The sequence below is a fragment of the Streptomyces canus genome (assembly GCF_001514145.1).
GTDB lineage: Bacteria > Actinomycetota > Actinomycetes > Streptomycetales > Streptomycetaceae > Streptomyces > Streptomyces canus.
On sequence record NZ_KQ948662.1, the window covers coordinates 287,627 to 305,437 of the forward strand.

Consider the following 17,811-nt stretch of genomic DNA (forward strand, 5'->3'; position numbering starts at 1 on the left):
CGGCCATGGCACGCGACTTCTACGAGGCGCTCGGTGTTCCGCGCACCGCCGACCGGGACGAGATCCAGCGGGCCTATCGGACCCTGGCCCGCAGGTACCACCCCGACGTCAACAAGGACCCCCAGGCGGAGGAGCGGTTCAAGGAGATCAACGAGGCCTTCAGCGTCCTGTCCGATCCCGAGCAGCGAGCCCGCTACGACCGCTTCGGTGAGGACTTCCGGAAGATCCCGGAGGACTGGGAGGAACGGGTCGGTGCCGGCGCGGGAGCCGGCAGCGGCTCCCGGTGGTCCACCGGGAGCGGCCCCCGCGTCCGGTACGCCACCAGCGGCTTCGGCGCAGAGGGCGTCGACGTCGACGACCTGTTCGGCTCGTTCTTCGGGGGCGCCGGACGCATACGTGTCCCCGGAGCCGACCAGGAGGCCGAACTGCCGCTCACCGTCGAGGAGGCCTACCGCGGAGGCCGCCGCACCGTCACCCTCGCCGGGCCCGACGGGCAGCGGCGCTACGAAGTGGACGTGCCGCCCGGCGTCACCGACGGCCGGCGCATCCGGCTGGCGGGCGAGGGCGGCCGCGGCAGCGGCGACGGTTCCGCGGGGGATCTGTATCTGCGGGTGCGGATCCAGCCGCACCCCCAGTTCCGCCTCGAGGGCCGGGACGTGTACGTGCAGCTTCCGGTCACCCCCTGGGAGGCCGCGTTGGGTGCGACGGTTCCGGTGCCCACGCCGAGCGGTGCCACGGCGAAGGTGACCGTGCCCGCCGGGTCCTCCAGCGGACGGCGTCTGCGGCTGCGCGGCGAGGGCATGCCGGGCCCGCGCGACGCGAACGGAGACCTGTACGCGGAGCTGCGGATCATGGTGCCGCCCCGGCTGAGCGACCGGGAGCGCGAGCTGCTGGAGGAACTTGCCGCTGTCTCCTCGTTCGACCCCAGGAGGACATGATGAGCGACCGACCGGCCGCCGAGGCCCGCCCGTCCCACGCACGCACGAGCGAGGTGGGCGTGCAGTACGCGATCGTGCCCGTGCCCGGGCTCTCGCTGGAGACCGTGGCCAGCCGCTCAGGCCTCCATCCCGATCTGATCCGCCGGTTCGTGGCCCTCGGACTGGTGGACGCCGGCCCCGACGCCTCAGGACGGCTGGTGTTCGCCCCCACGGCCCCGGCCGCCCTGGCCCGCGTCCAGCGGTTGCGCACCGGGCTGTGCCTGAACTACGCATCCCTCGGTCTGGTGCTCGACCTGCTCGACCGCATCAGCCTGCTCGAAGCCGCGCTGCGGCGTGCAGGCATGAGGAGTGATCTACCACCATGGACATGAACCGCCTGACCCAGAAGTCACAGGAAGCCCTGCAGGAGGCGCAGAGCGCCGCCGGCCGCCTGGGCCACACCGAGGTCGACGGCGAGCATCTGCTGCTCTCCCTCCTCGACCAGGAGGAGGGCCTGATCCCACGGCTGCTGCAGCAGGCGGGCACCGAGCCCGAGGAGCTGCGCGCGGCCGTACGCGAGGAACTCTCCCGGCGGCCCAAGGTGACGGGCCCGGGCGCGGCGCCTGGGCAGGTCTTCGTCACCCAGCGCCTGGCCCGGCTGCTGGACGCGGCCGAGCGGGAGGCCAAACGCCTCAAGGACGAGTACGTGTCCGTGGAACACCTGTTGCTGGCCCTGGCCGAGGAGGGCTCGGCGACCGCCGCCGGACGCCTGCTCAAGGAGCACGGCGTGACCCGGGAGTCCTTCCTCGGTGTGCTCACCCAGGTCCGCGGCAACCAGCGGGTGACCTCCGCCAACCCCGAGGTGGCCTACGAAGCCCTGGAGAAGTACGGCCGCGACCTCGTCCTCGAGGCTCGGTCCGGACGGCTGGACCCCGTCATCGGCCGGGACGCCGAGATCCGTCGCGTCACCCAGATCCTCAGCCGCAAGTCCAAGAACAACCCCGTCCTCATCGGCGATCCCGGCGTCGGCAAGACCGCCATCGTCGAGGGTCTCGCCCAGCGCATCGTCCGCGGCGACGTGCCCGAGGGCCTGCGCGACAAGATCGTGTTCGCCCTCGACATGGGCTCCCTGGTCGCCGGCGCCAAGTACCGCGGCGAGTTCGAAGAGCGCCTCAAGGCCGTGCTGTCCGAGGTCAAGGCCGCCCAGGGGCGCATCCTGCTCTTCGTCGACGAACTGCACACCGTCGTCGGGGCGGGTGCCGCCGAAGGGGCCATGGACGCGGGCAACATGCTCAAGCCGATGCTCGCCCGCGGCGAACTGCACATGATCGGCGCCACCACCCTCGACGAGTACCGCAAGCACATCGAGAAGGACGCCGCCCTCGAACGCCGCTTCCAGCAGGTCCTGGTCGACGAACCCAGCGTGGAGGACACCATCTCCATCCTGCGCGGCCTGCGCGAACGCCTCGAGGTCTTCCACGGCGTCAAGATCCAGGACACGTCGCTGGTCGCGGCCACGACGCTCTCCCACCGCTACATCACCGACCGTTTCCTTCCCGACAAGGCCATCGACCTCGTCGACGAGGCCTGCGCCCGGCTGCGTACCGAGATCGACTCCATGCCCGCCGAACTCGACGAGATCACCCGCCGGGTGACCCGCCTGGAGATCGAGGACGCGGCCCTGTCCAAGGAGACAGACCCCGCCAGCAAGGCCCGCCTGGAGGAACTGCGCAGGGAACTGGCCGACCTGCGCGGCGAGGCCGACGCCAAACACGCCCAGTGGGAGGCCGAACGGCAGGCGATCCGCCGCGTGCAGGAGCTGCGCCAGGAACTGGAGCAGGTCCGCCACGAGGCGGAGGAGGCAGAACGCGCCTACGACCTCAACCGCGCCGCCGAGCTCCGTTACGGCCGCCTGCAGGACCTGGAGCGCCGACTCGCCGCGGAGGAGGAGCAACTGGCCGCCAAGCAGGGGCAGAACCGGCTGCTGCGCGAGGTCGTCACCGAGGAGGAGATCGCCGAGATCGTCGCCGCCTGGACCGGCATCCCCGTCGCCCGCCTCCAGGAGGGCGAACGCGAGAAACTGCTGCGCCTCGACGAGATCCTGCGCGAGCGCGTCATCGGCCAGGACGAGGCCGTCAAGCTCGTCGCCGACGCCATCATCCGCGCCCGCTCCGGCATCCGCGACCCGCGCCGCCCCATCGGCTCGTTCATCTTCCTCGGCCCCACCGGCGTCGGGAAGACCGAGCTGGCCAAGACCCTCGCCCGGACCCTGTTCGACACCGAGGAGAACATGGTCCGCCTCGACATGAGCGAGTACCAGGAGCGGCACACCGTCAGCCGGCTCATGGGCGCACCGCCCGGATACGTCGGCTACGAGGAAGGCGGCCAGCTCACCGAGGCCGTGCGCCGCAAGCCGTACTCGGTCGTGCTGTTCGACGAGATCGAGAAGGCGCACACCGACGTCTTCAACACCCTGCTGCAGATCCTCGACGACGGCCGCATCACCGACTCCCAGGGCCGCACCGTCGACTTCCGCAACACCGTGATCATCATGACGTCCAACATCGGCTCCGAACACCTCCTCGACGGCGCCACCGCCGAGGGCGAGATCAAGCCGGACGCCCGCGCCCTGGTGATGGGCGAGCTGCGCGGGCACTTCCGCCCGGAGTTCCTCAACCGCGTCGACGACATCGTGCTGTTCAAGCCGCTCGGTGAGCGGCAGATCGAGCGGATCGTGGAGCTTCAGTTCGACGAACTGCGCCGCCGCCTCGCCGAACGCCGCATCACCGTCGAACTCACCGATGCCGCACGTGAGTTGATTGCCCACCAGGGCTACGACCCGGTGTACGGGGCACGGCCGCTGCGGCGTTACATCTCCCACGAGGTCGAGACCCTCGTCGGGCGCGCCCTGCTGCGCGGCGACGTCCAGGACGGCGCGCAGGTCCGTGTCGACGCCGAGCACGGAGAACTGGTGGTCACCTACGACCAGCCCGGGGACGTGAGGGGAGCGAGGGCGGCATGAGTACCGTGCAAGCCACCAACGTCACCTGCCCGCACTGCGGGCGCACCAACCGGGTGCCGGTGGCCGCCGAGGGCCGCCCCACGTGCGGCAACTGCAAGCAGCCGCTGCCGTGGATGGCCGACGCGGGCGACGACGACTTCACCGAGGTCGTCGAGCAGGCCACCGTGCCCGTCGTCGTCGACCTCTGGGCCACCTGGTGCGGCCCCTGCCGCATGGTCAGCCCCGCGCTGGAGAAGGTCGCCACCGACCTGGCAGGAACGATCAAGCTCGTCAAGGTCGACATCGACAAGAACCCGCGCCTGGCGCAGCGGTTCGAGGTCCAGGCGGTACCGACGCTGCTGGTCCTCGACAAGGGACAGACCATCGCCCGGCAGGCGGGTGCCGCACCCGCCCCTGCCCTGCGGCGGTGGGTGGAGCAGTCGATCACGGCCCGGGAAGGGTGATCCACATGACCTTGCACGCAGACCCCCACCTCGCGCTTGTCCGGCCGGTCCAGCCACTGACCCCGGAAGGGTGTCAGGAGTGTCTGCTGCTCGGCTCCCCGTGGGTCCACCTCAGGCTCTGCCTGACCTGTGGCCACGTCGGCTGCTGTGACTCCTCACCGAACAAGCACGCGCGCAAGCACGCAGCTGCCGACGCCCATCCGATCGTGCAGTCGTTCCAGCCCGGCGAGGACTGGCGGTGGTGCTACGTCCACGAGGCGTTCGTGTGATGCCCGGCGACGAGACGCGGCCCGGCGCGGCGCCGGTGCGGGACGAGGCGGAGGAGAGCGTCCCCTTCGAGACCCCCGACATCTACGGCGCCTATCCCCGCCTGACGGACGACCAGATCGCCCGCTTGGCGCAGCATGGCCGGCGGCGCACGGTCGACGCCGGTGACGTGCTGATCCGGGAGGGCGAGCGGTGCGAGATGTTCTATGTCGTCCTCAGTGGTTCGCTCGCCATCGTCGAGGGCTACGGCACGCCCGGCGAACGCCTGCTGCGTGTGCACGGCCCTGGCCGCTTCATCGGCGAACTCGGTCTCCTCAACGGACAGGTGGCTTTCTACACCGCCGTGGTCAGGGACCCCGGCGAGATCCTCGCCCTGTCCATGGATCAGCTGCGTGACCTGGTGACCCGGGACTCCGCCCTTGGTGATGTGGTGCTGCGCGCCTGCCTGGGCCGCCGTGCTCTGCTCGTCGGGCAGGGCGCCGGGTTCCGCATCATCGGCTCGCGCTACTCACCCGACACACGGCGGCTGCGCGAATTCGCCGCCCGCAACCGGCTGCCGCACCGCTGGATCGATCTGGAGGCGGACGAGGAGGCCGAGGCGCTGCTGCGTCGCTTCGGGGTCGGTCCGGAGCAGACGCCGCTGGTGATCTGGCGGGACACGACCCTGCTGCGCAATCCGAGCAACGCCGAACTGGCCCGGTTCATCGGCCTGCCGGCGCTGGAACAGGGCAACGGCCGCGGCGATCTCCTCATCGTCGGCTCCGGCCCGGCCGGTCTCGCCGCCGCGGTGAACGCCGCCTCGGAGGGCCTCGGCACGACCGTGGTCGAGGCGCTGGCCACCGGCGGTCAGGCCGGGACGTCGTCCCGCATCGAGAATCTGCTCGGCTTCCCTTCAGGCATCTCCGGCGCCGAACTCACCGAGCGCGCCGTGCTCCAGGCGGAAAAGTTCGGCGCTCGGATCAGCGTCCCGGCGGAGGCGGCCCGGCTCGAACGGCGGGACGGCCACTATGCCGTCGGGTTCGCCGACGGAAGCGAGGTCACCGCCCGTACCGTCGTCCTGGCCACCGGTGCCCGCTACCGCCGCCTCCGTGTGCCCGGCATCGAGCCGTTGGAGGGCGCGAGCGTCCACTACTCGGCGACCGTCTACGAGGCCCAGCAGTGCCGTACCGACCCGGTGGCGGTGGTCGGCGGCGGCAACTCCGCGGGCCAGGCCGTGCTCTTCCTGGCCGGGTACACACCGCAGGTGTTGCTGCTCGTCCGTGGGCCGAGCCTCGAGGCGCACATGTCCCGCTACCTGATCGATCAGATCGAGCGCCACCCGAGGGTGCGCGTGCTGCTGCACACCGAGGTGACCGAGGCACTGGGCGACAAGACGCTCGAGGCGGTCACCGTGGTCGACCACCGTACGGGCGAGCACCGCCACCTCGAGGTGCGGGCCCTGTTCGTCTTCACCGGCGCCGACCCGCACACCGACTGGCTGTCCGGCGCGCTCGCCCTCGACGCGCGCGGCTTCGTGCTCACCGGCGCGGAGGCGCAGGCCTGCGCCGTTCCCGAACTGTGGCAGAGCCAGGGCCGCGACTGCCTGACGTTGGAGACCAGCTTGCCCGGCGTCTTCGCCGCCGGCGACCTCCGCAGCGGCTCGGTGAAGCGTGTGGCCTCCGCGGTCGGCGAAGGCGCGATGAGCATCCACTTCGTGCACCGCTACCTGGGCCACACGGCCGCACCCGGCAACACCGACACCTCCCTGCACACCCGTCCGAAACAGTCCGCTTGGCTCGCATGACGCCCAGCGGGCGACGAGATCACGAGAAGTCGAAGGAGAAGGAGGCGATGGCAATGGCCACGCCCGTCCGGCGCCACCGCGGTGGCGCAATGCAGGACAGGCCCGTTGGCTGGGCACGCAACCCACTGACGGAGTTCGACCAACTGCTCAGCGAGATGAGCGGGCTGATGGAATCCACGGTGGGAGGCGCGGCGCCCGCAGTCGCGTGGACACCCCTGGCGGACGTCACGGAGTCCGACGACGCCTTCCACGTCGAGATCGAACTCCCTGGCGTCAAGAAGAAGGACATCAACGTCGAAGCGAACGGCCAGGAGCTGGTGGTCACCGGAGAGATCAAGGAGAAGGAGCGCAAAGGCGTCCTGCGCCGGAGCACCCGCCGCACCGGATCCTTCGAGTACCGCCTGCGGCTGCCCGGAGAGGTCGACACCGAAAAGATCAATGCGCAGATCTCGGACGGCGTGCTCAACATCACCGTCCCCAAGGCCGAGGTCGCAAAGCCCCGGCACATCGAGATCAGCGAGAAGAGTGAAAGCACCGAGAGCAAGGGCTGAGACCCGAACGCCGCGGTTCCGGACACACGTCCGGCACCGCGGCCGGGCCGGCGAACGGCAACTACGCGTCGGCCGACGAAGCCGACCGGCCCGGCAGCGCACCGGGCGACCCCACGACCAGCGGTGACCGCGGCAGGAGGCAGCGATGAAATACGACGGATTCCTCGCCCATGTTCGCGAGCGAGGCGAATACAACGACCAGGAGGAAGCCGCGGACATCACCAACGCCGTCCTGGAAGTGCTGGCCCAACGGATCAGCCCGGGAGAGGTCAAGGACCTGGCATCCCAGCTGCCCGACCCGCTGGGACAAGTTCTGGACCATGCCACACCGCAACAGGCGCGGAGCTTCGGGATCGAGGAGTTCTACCGCCGGGTCGCCGAGCGCACCCATGCCCGGCCGCGAACGGCGCAGTGGGACGCCAGCGCGGTCCTGACCACCGTCGCCGACGCTGTCACCGGCGGAGAACTGAATCAGATCATCAGTCAACTCCCCTCCAGTTACGCGGTCCTGTTCGGCAAGGCCGACCTCGCGGACTGAGTCCCTTCGGCGTCCAGAACGGTGAGGCCCACGAAAGAATCGGCTCCCGATTGCCGAGAGCCGACGGAGCGTTGGGCTCCAGTTCCGCCGCTGGCGGAGGTCACGACCGCTCCGCTCTCGGCGACACCCCTGGACGTGGCCCGGCCGCGGGCCACGTCCAGGGGTGGTCGTCACTCACAGCAGGAGGTCGAAGACGGCTCGGGCCTCGTCCCAGTGCTGGGTCTGAGGGTTCTTCAGGTCGGGGTGGAGGATCTTGAAGCTCCGGGCAAGGGCCAGGCTGAGCCCGCCGATGATGTCCGGATAGGCCGCCTCGGTCTCCTCGTCGGGCGTGCGGTCCAGAGCGGGGTGGGTGGCGAGCTGTTCCAGGATCGGCTTGAGGTCTACTTCCTGGTCGATCTTCCGGAAGTGATGAATGCTCTCCTGCAGGCCTTTTGTGATCGGTAGGTCACAGGTCCGGATGACGTCGCGTCCATTGGCCTTGGCCGTGGCCTGGGCGACGGTCAGCAGATCGTAGAGCTTGGCGTCGACGAAGTCGCTGTAACGCTTGAGATCGTTCTTGTCGACGTCCAGCCCCGCGGCCGCGCGGAAGAACCTTTCGAACCTGGCGATGGACATCACGGTCATGACGGTAACCTCCGGCTGCGGACGCCGGGGTGGCCCCCGGCCCCCTGGGCTTCCCAGTCAGCCTGGCCGACGGGGGTGCGTGAACGCATGCGCATGTCGGGCCCAATTAGCCTTCCTCTCTTGCCCTGCCAGGCCCAGGTGTTTGACTGCCCGGGAAGTTCGGAGGGGCGTGCGGCTCGACGGCATCGACAGGGAGCGCTTGGGAAAGGCTGGGGAACAGCAGCAGGAGCCGGGCCGGTTGACGCGGACCACCCCGCCCTCTCCCGGGCCGGACACCGGAGCGGGGTGGTCGGTGGCGCGGCGTGCGGTGCGTGGTGCGACGGAGCGGGTGTTCGCGGTGACGCACGCGGTCGTGTCCAGGTGGTGGAGCGGGCCCTGTGCTGGGAAGCCGAGGAGATCTCCGTACCGCCTGCACCTCCTGGCGGAGGCCAGCGTGTCACGCGGCTTCGACGTTACCTCAGGGGCATCCTGGGCACTTGCGATCGCGGGGGGGCAGCCGGCGAGGAGGGTCCAGTCATGCGGGTGTCGTCTCAGGACGTTACGGTCGTGGCTCTCCTGGCGGATCCGGACGCGCCGACAGAGATCGCGCAGCGCATGGCCCGGACACTTTCCGCTCGGCTCGCCGACAAGTCGGACCAGGGGCGACGGTTCGACGTCGAGGTGGTCAGTGAGCCCTTCACGTCCGGGACGGAGGACCCGCCCACCTTGATGCGCCGGATCATGGACCGTGGGAGTGCGGAGAACTGGGACATCGTCGTGGCCCTCACCGACCTTCCGCTGCACTCACGAGGGCGCAGGCTCGCCGTGAATCTAAATCACGCACACGGCTTGGCGCTGCTCTCCCTTCCTTCACTGGGCGGCCTGCGGCTGCAGACGAGGGCCCGGCGGGCCGTCGAAGAAGCCGTGCTTGGCTTGGCGGGTCCGCACACCACTGGGGCTGAAGGACCTCCGCGAAGTCAGCCGCTTGAGAAGGGGACAGACGATCTTCGGTACGTCGTCAGCGGGCCGCGCGGTTACCTGCGGGTGCTCCTCGGTATGGTCCGCGCCAACCGGCCGTGGCGGTTGGTACCGGGCTTGTCCAAAGCCCTGGCGGCCGCACTCGCCACGGGAGCAGTCGCCACCGTGAACTCCACCGTCTGGATCCTGGCCGCGTCCCTGAGCACACCACGCCTCGTGATCGCCATGGTCGGGTCTGTCGCGCTCATGATCGGCTGGCTGATCGTGGACGCAGATCTGTGGCATCGGTCAGCAGAAAGCTCACCGGAGGCGAGGCAGAGGGCGCGGCTCTACAACACCTCGACGGTCATGACCGTGGGTATCGGGGTGCTCGTCTGCTACGTGGGTTTGATGGTCATCAACTGGGTGTGGGCACTGTTCATCCTCAACGACCAGGTGTTCGCTTCCGCGACACGAAGCCCGCTGCACGCCGAGGAGTACTGGACGTTGTCCTGGTTCGTCGCCTCGGTCGCCACCGTGGGCGGCGCGCTGGGATCAGGCTTGGAAAGCGACGAGGCGATCCGGGCAGCCGCCTACTCCAAGCGCGAACAGGAACGTCGTCGCACGCTCCAGGACGACCACGGTGACCAGCCCTCGAAGTGAACCGATACCGGCGAAAACGGCTCCCGGACGTGCGTGCGGCATCGCCGCTCGCCGCCGGCCGGCGTACCGGTAATTACACGCGACGAGCAACGCTCAGCAGCGGAATGAGCATGGCAGCGACAGCGGCGCGAAGTGCCCCGGCGGGTTGATCATGGCATGACGGGGCGGGTGGTCCCGGTAGGGCAGGTCCTCGCCCCCTCCTGAGCCGCGTCATCGATCGCCCCTACGCGAGGGGGCCGGCGTGGCGCGCGTCCGCCGAGCGCGGCGCTGTCAGGAGGCGGCCACGCGGCCGACGCGACCCGGCGGGGCGTTCCGGCTAGGCTCACACCGTGCGGTGGCTGCGGACCTTCGGGGAGGTCGTGCGATCAGGGCTCACGATCGAGGAGACGCGGCTGGAGCCCCTGCTCGCGCTGCGCACGGCCGCCGGGGTGGCGATCGTCATCGGCTCGGCGCTGTGGCTGGTCTCCCCCGCGTATGCCGCGTCCGCCGCCCTCGGTGCCTTCTCCGCGGGTGGGGCCACCTTCCAGCGCACCTGGCGTCCCCGCAAGGTGATCGCGCTCGGTGCTGGCGCCGGTCTGGCGCTCAGCACCTTCGTGGGTTACCTGGCGGCGGGGCGACTCGTGACGTTCCTCCCGCTGCTGGCCGTATGGGCCTTTGCCGCGGGGATGGCGTGGGCCCTCGGATCGACCGCTGGGATCGTCGCGGCGACGACGGTCGGCAGCATGCTGGTGACCATCACCCTGCCCACGAGTGTCGGACGAGCCCTGGAGCACGCCGCGGTCATCGCGCTCGGGGGTGTGGCGCAGGCCGTGCTGATCCTGCTGTTCCCGATCCGCCGTTGGGGGGCGCATCGTGACGCGCTCGCCGACGCCCTGGCCGCCGTGGCGGACTACGCCCGCCGTCTGCGGCACGACCCCACCGCCCCGTTCGAGCCGGAGCCGTTGATGACGGCCCGGGACGCGGCTGCTGTGACGCCCTCACAGGCCCGCACTCGTCCCCCCGTCCTTCACGGCCCCCGGGGCCTCGCCGAGCGCATTCTGCCGGTCGTCGCCGCGCTCGCCGACCCCGACGTCGGCGCCCCGGCGGAGGGGCCCGGGCGGGACCGCGCACGGGAGTTGCTCGACGCGGCCGCCGGCGTCCTGGACGCGGCCGCCCGTACGGTCCGACGTGGCACTCCTGCCGAGGTGCCGGCCGGGACCGCGGAAGTCCTGCACGTCGACGAGGAGCACGAGGTGCTGGAAGGGCTCGCGCGGCAGGCCGCTGAGCGCCTCGTGGAACTGCTCGGCGAGGCGTTGGAGATCGCCGGGAGCGGCGGGGCGCGCGACGAGGCGCCTACGCCGCACGGACCCGCGAGCGCCCCGTTCCTGGTGCGCCCGACCATGTTCCGGCTCCTCCCGGTCGCCGTCCGGGCGGTCCGCCCTGAACTCCGCCGGGACTCGCCCGTGTTCCGGCACGCCGTCCGTCTGGCGGCGGTGGCCACGCTCGGCTATCTGATCGCTTCCCGGCTACCCCTGAACCACGGCTACTGGGCGCCCATCGCCTCCGTGATGGTGATGCGGCCGGACTTCCACCGGACGTACGCGCGTGCGGTGGCCCGTCTCGCCGGGACCCTGGCGGGGGTGGCGCTCGCCACCGGGACGGTGCGGGCCCTGGGACCGGACGCCGATGTGTTCGGCGCGCTGGCGGTGATCTCGGCGGCCCTGTCGTACACGCTGATCCGTACCGGGTACGCCTACTCCCAGTGCTTCACTGCCGCATACGTGGTCTTCCTGCTCGGCATGGGCGGTCAGGCATGGGAGCAGACGGTCCCGGAGCGGGTGGTGCTCACCCTGATCGGCGGGGCCCTGGCCATGCTGGCGTACGTGGTGTTCCCCGCGTGGGAGACTCCCCGGCTGCCGGGCCGGCTGGCGGACTGGCTCGCTGCCAACGGCCGCTACGCGGCCGCGGTGCTCCGCAGCCACGCCGAACCGACCCGGGAGCATCGCGCTGACATGCGCAGGGCCCTGCTGGCGAGCAGGGAGGCACGTGCGGCCTGGCAGGAGGCCTACGAGCAGGCACAGCAGGAACCGGTCCGCCCCAGGGGTCTGACGTCGCGAGAGGCGGAGGAGGCGGAGGAGGCGCTCAAGGGGTTCGACCGGGCGGCGATGGTCATGGAGAGCCACGTCCCGCGGGCCGACAGCCGTTTCGGCCCCGAGGCGGAGCGGCTCGCCGAGGCCTTGGAGGCAGACACCGCACAGGCGGCAGTCGACGTGCGCGAGCACAGGAATCCGGACTGGGGGCGCGTGGAGGACGCGCTCCACGCGTGGGAGGGTGCCGCCGGGGACCGGAGCCAGGTGCTGCGGCGCGGGGCGGAACTGCAGAAGCGGGCCTTGGAGGATCTCGCGACGGCCGTGAGCCGCACACCCCTGGAACGGGACGTCGGCTCCGCTCGCGAGGAGCAACGGGTGCGGGCGGCCGTGGCTGCGGAAGACGATGGATCAGGATCCGGGCACCGGGTCGGCTGACGGCTCAGGTGACGGTGTCCAGGGCGGTGAGAACAACCGTCTCCTTGGGATAGGGCCCCCCGGATCGAGACGGTCAGGAGCCCCGCGAGCAGTTCGAGGAGCGCCGCGACGACGAGTGCTGGGCGAACGGGTGAACGAGCGGATCCTTCCCTGTGGTGGCAGCCTGGGGAAGCGGCGAGGCGCGACACCTCCGTGGCCTACCCGACGGCAGGACAAGGGTGATGAGCCAACCTCACGCGGACACGAACGGCAGGAACCTGCGGGCCGTCCTGGCGCCGACCCGGGGTCTGCCCTCCGAGACGGTCCCGGACCTCGCTCGCGGCCTGCGGGAGGAACCGCGTCGCCGCACCGCCAGGGGCATCCGCCGACAGGCGGACACCGACGTCGCCCCTGGCGGCGAACGAGCACGTCGAAGTGTCCGACGTGGCCGTAACGTCGGCACCCGCCTGGAGGACGGCGACTGGCATATGGGATGCGTCGTCCTCACCGACCTGCCGAGCCGGGCGGTGCACAACCCGGTCCGCACCGAGGCCGACCCTGAGCACAGGGTCGCACTGTCCCACGCCCGCCCTCGGCCGTCCGGCGCCAGGGGAAGAATCCAGGCACGAGCGCCACCCGGTGCCAGGGCTGCGCACGCCCGCCTGATCCTGGCATGGCGCGCACCAGCCGCCCCTGGCCGGTGTTCCCCGGGCCCCTGTGCGCGGACATCTTGGCCACCGCGGCCGTCGGGTTCATCAACGGCACGACCAGGCAGGTCGTCACCGCTGCGTCCCTGGACGTCCGCAACCTGCCGAGTTCTTACCGTTTCGCGATCAATAGCGGAGACCCGGCGTTGCCGGAGTGCCACGAAGGGATGCGGGAACCTGTACGGGCCCGTTGCTGCGTGGCGGGCGCACCGTGCCGAAGGACGCGAGTGCACTGGAGGTGTGTGATGAGTGCTGACCGCTCCCACGAGAGCCTTGATGGCCACGTACTGGTCCTCGACGCCGGCTCTTCGAGCCTGCACATCGCTCTGTTCGCGGCGGACGGTGAACGGATGGCCGATCGACACGCCTCGGAGCCCCCGGGGCCTGCTGCTGCGGCGGAACTGCGGAACTTCCTCAGCGAGGTGCCCGCTCCTGCGGCGGTAGGTCACCGCATCGTCCACAGCGGTCCGCACCTGACTGGACACACGCTGATCGACACACGCGTACGGGCTCTGCTGGCGGACGTCGCCGATCTCGCGCCGCTGCACGTGACCCCTGCCCTGCCTGTGGTCGATGCCGCACGAGAACTCCTGCCCGACGTTCCTCATGTCGCCTGCTTCGACACTGTCTTCCACGCGGATCTGCCGGTACAGGCGCGCACGTACGCCGTGCCGGAGCGATGGCGAGCCGCATACGGGCTTCGCCGGTACGGCTTCCACGGGCTTTCCTACTCGTGGGCACTGCAGAGGACGGCGCAGGCCCTGGGCCGACCCGTGGACGACCTCCACGTCGTACTCGTGCACTTGGGCGGCGGCTGCTCGGCCTGCGCCGTCCGGAACGGACGCAGCGTGGACACGACCATGGGCCTCACTCCGCTGGAAGGCCTGGTGATGAGCCGGCGCAGCGGCAGCCTCGACCCGGGCGCGCTGCTGTGGCTGCAGCGCCGGCACGGTCTGAGCACGGCCGAATTGGATGACGCACTCCACCGGCATTCCGGTCTGCTCGGCCTCTCCGGTACCTCGGGAGACACCCGGGACCTGGTGCGCGCCCGCGCGGAGGGTGATGCCGCGGCCGCGCTGGCGCTGGCGACGTTCTCACTCAGCTGCCGCAGGGGCATCGCCTCGATGGCCGCCTCCCTGGACCGGCTGGACGCGCTGGTCTTCACCGGAGAGATCGGCGAAGACCAACCCGAGGTACGCGAGGAGATCTGCTCGGCCCTGACCGTTCTCGGTGTTCGAGGGGGGCTGCTCGTCCCCGAACTGGAGGATCTGATGCGGGACGGCATTCGACGTATCGATCAGGCGGGGAAAGGTGTCCCGGTCCTCGTGGTCGCAACCGGCGAGACACAGCAGATCGCCGCCGAGACCCGACGGGTGCTCGGCATGTGACGCACCAACCAGCAGACCGTCGACCGCGCTGTCCGCGTCACGGGCACCCGTCGAGCGCGGCGTCTCACTACTGAAGTCGTGACGTCAATCACCGCGGCCATCCGCACCCTGGAGCGGCAACGCTGAAAGAGCTCACGGGCCAAAACCGCCTTCAGCCCACCGGGACCTCCCCCCCCCCTGCGCCGAATCGACGTCGCCCGCCGCCTGTACCGAACGTGAGCGTGCTTCCGGGTGGCGCTGGGTCTGGCCTCCACCGTGGCCCGGGCCCGGCGATCCGGTGCCGTTGGTATCCGTCGACATCATCGCCCGAGGTCCCCGCCGACGCGGGGGCTCCGTAGACATTCCCGCCAAGGAACTGGGCTTCTTCTAGAACATGCGACCACGCATATGAGGCCCTCTCTCCGGGAGGCCCTCACCATGTCAAGGACGCTCATGAAGTGACCAAAATTGAGCAAGATGGGATAATTTACCCAACTTGGGACGCGTCACCGACGCCCCCCACCAACCGTGAAAAGGCGGATCCGACCATGTCGAAGAAACCACGTTCGTCCGAGCCACCGCACGGAAAGGGCCCCAGCCGGCACCAGGGCACCGGACAGCACGGCTGGTCGCCCGATGTGGACGAGACGCGCCAGCAGGACAACCCGAGCGCCGAACGCTCCTTCCGTGCCGAGCATGCCGGCAAGCCCGGTCCGGGCCGGACGAAGTCCGCCGAGGAGACGAAGTCCGTCCCCGGTGACACGGTCGAGAGCCCGAACGCGAGCGGCGAGCAGTACGGCGACGCGGACGAGAAGGGCAGGCGCGACACCGGACACAAGGGCCGCTCCCAGCGCCCCAGCGGCACGAAGGACGCTGCCGCCAGGACCGGCGTGGACCCACAGGATCCGCCGTCCGGGCGCTGACCGGATCAACCCTCCGATCGGGCCCGGATGGCAGGCGCCTCGTCCAGCGACACCCCTGTCAGCAGATCCGCGGCAGCTGCTCCCCGATCGGCAGATCGACGACCCGCGTCCCGCCCAGGCCGGTCCGTGCCACGACCATGCCGGGATGGTCCTCCACGGCCTCACCGATGATCACGGAGTCCGCGCCCAGAGGATGGGCGCGCATCGCCCCGAGGACGGCGTCGGCGTGCTCGCGCGGGACGAACGCCACCAGCTTGCCCTCGTTGGCGATGTACATGGGGTCCAGTCCGAGAATGGCGCAGGCGTTGGCCACGGCCGGCGGGACCGGGACGTCGCGTTCCTGGATGACCACCCCGGTGCCGGAGGCCTGCGCGATCTCATTGAGCGAGGCGGCCAGGCCGCCTCGGGTGGGGTCGCGCAGGACGTGCAGATCCGGCGTGACGGCGAGCATGACGTCGACCAGGCCGCCGAGCGCCGCGCAGTCGCTCTTGATCTCCACTCCGAATTCCAGTCCCTCGCGCACGCTCATGACGGCCACCCCGTGGACGCCGATGGCGCCGCTGACGATCACGACGTCGCCGGGGACGACCCGCTGAGGGCGCAGGTCGACGCCCGCCGGGACGAGACCGATACCCGCGGTGTTGATGTAGATCCCGTCGCCGTGGCCGGCCTCCACCACCTTGGTGTCGCCGGTGGCCACCTCCACACAGGCGGTGCGCGCGGCCGCGCCCAGCGCCTCGGACACGCGCGTGACCACGTCGAGCTCGACGCCCTCCTCCAGGATGAACCCGCAGGAGAGGTAGGCGGCGCGGGCGCCGCTCATGGCGAGGTCGTTCACGGTGCCGTTGACCGCCAGGTCGCCGATGCTGCCGCCGGGGAAGAACAGCGGCCGCACCACGTAGGAGTCGGTGGAGAACGCCAGCCGGGCGCCTCCCAGGGAGAGGACGGCGGCGTCACCCATCTGGGCGAGCACCTCACCCCCGAAAGCGGGAGCGAAGATCTGCTGGACCAGTTCGGCGGAGAGCACTCCGCCGCCGCCGTGACCCATGACGACCCGCGGACGGTCCCGCAGCGGCGCCGGACACGTCCACGCCTCGACGTCCAGGGCGGGGACGGGGAGATCGGTGGTGTCAGACAACGGGGGTCGCCTCCTGGGCCTTGGTGGCGGGCATGTCCAGCCGCCGGTAGAGGTAGTACGCGGCGCAGGCCCCCTCGCTGGAGACCATGGTGGCCCCCAGCGGCGTACGAGGCGTGCACAGCGTGCCGAAGGCCTCGCACTCGTGCGGCTTGAGCAGCCCCTGCAGGACCTCTCCGCTGCGGCACTCGGCCGGCTCCTGGGTGCGGATGCCCTCGACGGAGAAGCGGTGCTCGGCGTCGTAGGCGCGGTACTTCGGCGCCAGCCGCCAGCCGCTCTGCGGGATCACCCCGATGCCGCGCCAGGCACGGTCGGTGACCTCGAAGACGTCCTCCAGCATGGCCCGGGCGGCCGGGTTGCCCTCCGCGCAAACGGCACGGGCGTAGGCGTTTTCGACGGTGTGCTCACCGCGTTCCAGCTGCCGGACGGTGCGGCGCACGCCTTCGAGGATGTCCAGTGGCTCGAAGCCCGTCACGACGATCGGCACCCGGAAGCGCTCCGCCAGTTCCGGGTACTCCCCCATGCCCATCACGCTGCAGACATGGCCGGCCGCGAGGAAGCCCTGCACCCGGCAGCTCGGCGACGACATGATGGCCTCGATGGCGGGCGGTACGCGGACGTGGGACACCAGCATGCTGAAGTTCGGGATGCCCAGCTTCCGGGCCTGATGGACCGTCATGGCGTTGGGGGGTGCGGTCGTCTCGAAGCCGATGCCGAAGAACACCACCTCGCGGTCCGGGTTCTGCTGGGCAATCCGCAGCGCGTCGAGCGGTGAGTAGACGACGCGCACGTCACCGCCTTCTCCGCGGACCTGGAACAGGTCCCGTCCGGTGCCCGGCACGCGCAGCATGTCACCGAAGGAACAGAAGATCACCTCCGGGCGGGAGGCGATCTCCAGTGCCTTGTCGATGACCTCCAGCGGAGTCACGCACACCGGACAGCCGGGCCCGTGGATCAACTCGACCTTGTGCGGCAGGAGTTGGTCGATGCCGTGCCGGATGATGCTGTGCGTCTGCCCTCCGCAGACTTCCATCAGGGCCCACGGCCTGGTCACCGTGGCGTGGATGTCGTCGAGCAGCCGGCGGGCCAGCTCCGGGTCCTGGAACTCGTCGATGTACTTCACTTGTTGCGCACCTCTTCCACCGGTTCCGAGCCCGCCGCCTCCGCCGCCGCCGTTTCCCAGGGGTCGCCGAACTCCTCCTGCAACAGGCCGAGTTCGGCGAAGAGCTCGAGCGTCTGTCGCGCCGACTCCTCGTCCAGCCGTTGCAGGGCGAACCCGACGTGGACGATGGCGTACTCGCCGACCTGGAGGTCGGGCAGGTACTCCAGGCACACCTCCTTGACCACGCCGCCGAAGTCGACCGTGGCCATCCGGGTGCCGTCCCGTTCCTCGATGTCCAGCACTCTGCCGGGTACCGCCAGGCACATGAGCCTCTCCTCGCTGTGGGTCGC

The 17,811-nt window shown here is 70.4% G+C and carries 16 protein-coding genes; 12 read left to right on the forward strand and 4 right to left on the reverse strand.

All coding sequences use genetic code 11. From position 1 onward, the window contains the following. Positions 1–5 precede the first annotated feature (5 nt). From AQJ46_RS23765 to AQJ46_RS23800, 8 genes are all read left to right on the forward strand, one after another. Positions 6–938, forward strand: a complete 933-nt coding sequence (locus tag AQJ46_RS23765; protein ID WP_059207516.1) for a DnaJ C-terminal domain-containing protein — start codon at positions 6–8, stop codon at positions 936–938. After that, positions 938–1,309 carry a chaperone modulator CbpM gene (locus tag AQJ46_RS23770; protein ID WP_208616973.1) on the forward strand — a complete coding sequence of 124 codons (372 nt, stop codon included), beginning with the start codon at positions 938–940 and terminating at the stop codon, positions 1,307–1,309. Before AQJ46_RS23765 ends, AQJ46_RS23770 begins: the two co-directional genes overlap by 1 nt. Continuing rightward, complete coding sequence (gene clpB, locus AQJ46_RS23775; RefSeq protein WP_059207517.1) at positions 1,300–3,939, forward strand: ATP-dependent chaperone ClpB; 2,640 nt, start codon at positions 1,300–1,302, stop codon at positions 3,937–3,939. The genes AQJ46_RS23770 and clpB overlap by 10 nt, the downstream gene beginning before the upstream one ends. Next, entirely contained in the window at positions 3,936–4,382 is a 447-nt protein-coding gene (gene trxA, locus AQJ46_RS23780) for a thioredoxin (RefSeq protein WP_059207518.1), read from the forward strand. Before clpB ends, trxA begins: the two co-directional genes overlap by 4 nt. Before the next feature lie 5 nt (positions 4,383–4,387). Then, the gene (locus AQJ46_RS23785) at positions 4,388–4,651 is read left to right on the forward strand and encodes a UBP-type zinc finger domain-containing protein (protein WP_020123227.1); all 264 of its coding nucleotides are present in this window, start codon (positions 4,388–4,390) and stop codon (positions 4,649–4,651) included. Beyond that, positions 4,651–6,432, forward strand: a complete 1,782-nt coding sequence (locus AQJ46_RS23790; protein WP_059207519.1) for an FAD-dependent oxidoreductase — start codon at positions 4,651–4,653, stop codon at positions 6,430–6,432. Before AQJ46_RS23785 ends, AQJ46_RS23790 begins: the two co-directional genes overlap by 1 nt. Positions 6,433–6,479: 47 nt before the next feature. Beyond that, positions 6,480–6,983 carry an Hsp20/alpha crystallin family protein gene (locus AQJ46_RS23795; protein ID WP_079072408.1) on the forward strand — a complete coding sequence of 168 codons (504 nt, stop codon included), beginning with the start codon at positions 6,480–6,482 and terminating at the stop codon, positions 6,981–6,983. Positions 6,984–7,128: 145 nt separating this feature from the next. After that, positions 7,129–7,521, forward strand: coding sequence for a DUF2267 domain-containing protein (locus AQJ46_RS23800; RefSeq protein ID WP_059207521.1), 393 nt, complete (start codon positions 7,129–7,131; stop codon positions 7,519–7,521). A gap of 174 nt (positions 7,522–7,695) precedes the next feature. Here the strand turns inward: AQJ46_RS23800 and AQJ46_RS23805 are convergent, their stop codons facing one another. Further along, on the reverse strand, positions 7,696–8,145 hold the full coding sequence (locus tag AQJ46_RS23805) for a DUF1931 family protein (protein WP_059207522.1): 450 nt from the start codon (positions 8,143–8,145) through the stop codon (positions 7,696–7,698). A gap of 516 nt (positions 8,146–8,661) precedes the next feature. On the opposite strand from AQJ46_RS23805, the gene AQJ46_RS23810 reads away from it, so the two are divergent. The 4 genes from AQJ46_RS23810 to AQJ46_RS23825 all read left to right on the forward strand — a co-directional run bounded on the left by AQJ46_RS23810 (position 8,662) and on the right by AQJ46_RS23825 (position 15,224). Further along, a complete protein-coding gene (locus AQJ46_RS23810; RefSeq protein ID WP_079072409.1) occupies positions 8,662–9,744 on the forward strand; it encodes a hypothetical protein in 1,083 nt (360 codons plus the stop codon). Positions 9,745–10,073: 329 nt separating this feature from the next. Then, positions 10,074–12,248 (forward strand): FUSC family protein, encoded by a 2,175-nt coding sequence (locus tag AQJ46_RS23815; RefSeq protein ID WP_059207523.1) that lies wholly within the window; start codon positions 10,074–10,076, stop codon positions 12,246–12,248. A 931-nt stretch (positions 12,249–13,179) separates the two neighbouring features. Beyond that, positions 13,180–14,322 (forward strand): acetate/propionate family kinase, encoded by a 1,143-nt coding sequence (locus AQJ46_RS23820; protein WP_059207524.1) that lies wholly within the window; start codon positions 13,180–13,182, stop codon positions 14,320–14,322. Positions 14,323–14,849: 527 nt separating this feature from the next. Then, positions 14,850–15,224 (forward strand): hypothetical protein, encoded by a 375-nt coding sequence (locus AQJ46_RS23825; protein ID WP_059207525.1) that lies wholly within the window; start codon positions 14,850–14,852, stop codon positions 15,222–15,224. A gap of 58 nt (positions 15,225–15,282) precedes the next feature. Here AQJ46_RS23825 and hypE read toward each other — a convergent pair whose 3' ends face one another. Genes hypE through AQJ46_RS23840 form a run of 3 tightly spaced genes read right to left on the reverse strand, consistent with a single transcriptional unit; the run spans position 15,283 to position 17,787 of the window. Then, positions 15,283–16,362: a hydrogenase expression/formation protein HypE gene (gene hypE / locus AQJ46_RS23830; protein ID WP_059207526.1), complete on the reverse strand. Its 1,080-nt coding sequence runs from the start codon at positions 16,360–16,362 to the stop codon at positions 15,283–15,285. Continuing rightward, positions 16,355–17,482 (reverse strand): hydrogenase formation protein HypD, encoded by a 1,128-nt coding sequence (gene hypD, locus AQJ46_RS23835; protein WP_059207527.1) that lies wholly within the window; start codon positions 17,480–17,482, stop codon positions 16,355–16,357. Before hypD ends, hypE begins: the two co-directional genes overlap by 8 nt. Then, positions 17,479–17,787 (reverse strand): HypC/HybG/HupF family hydrogenase formation chaperone, encoded by a 309-nt coding sequence (locus AQJ46_RS23840; protein WP_079072410.1) that lies wholly within the window; start codon positions 17,785–17,787, stop codon positions 17,479–17,481. The genes hypD and AQJ46_RS23840 overlap by 4 nt, the downstream gene beginning before the upstream one ends. Between the last annotated feature and the right edge of the window lie 24 nt (positions 17,788–17,811).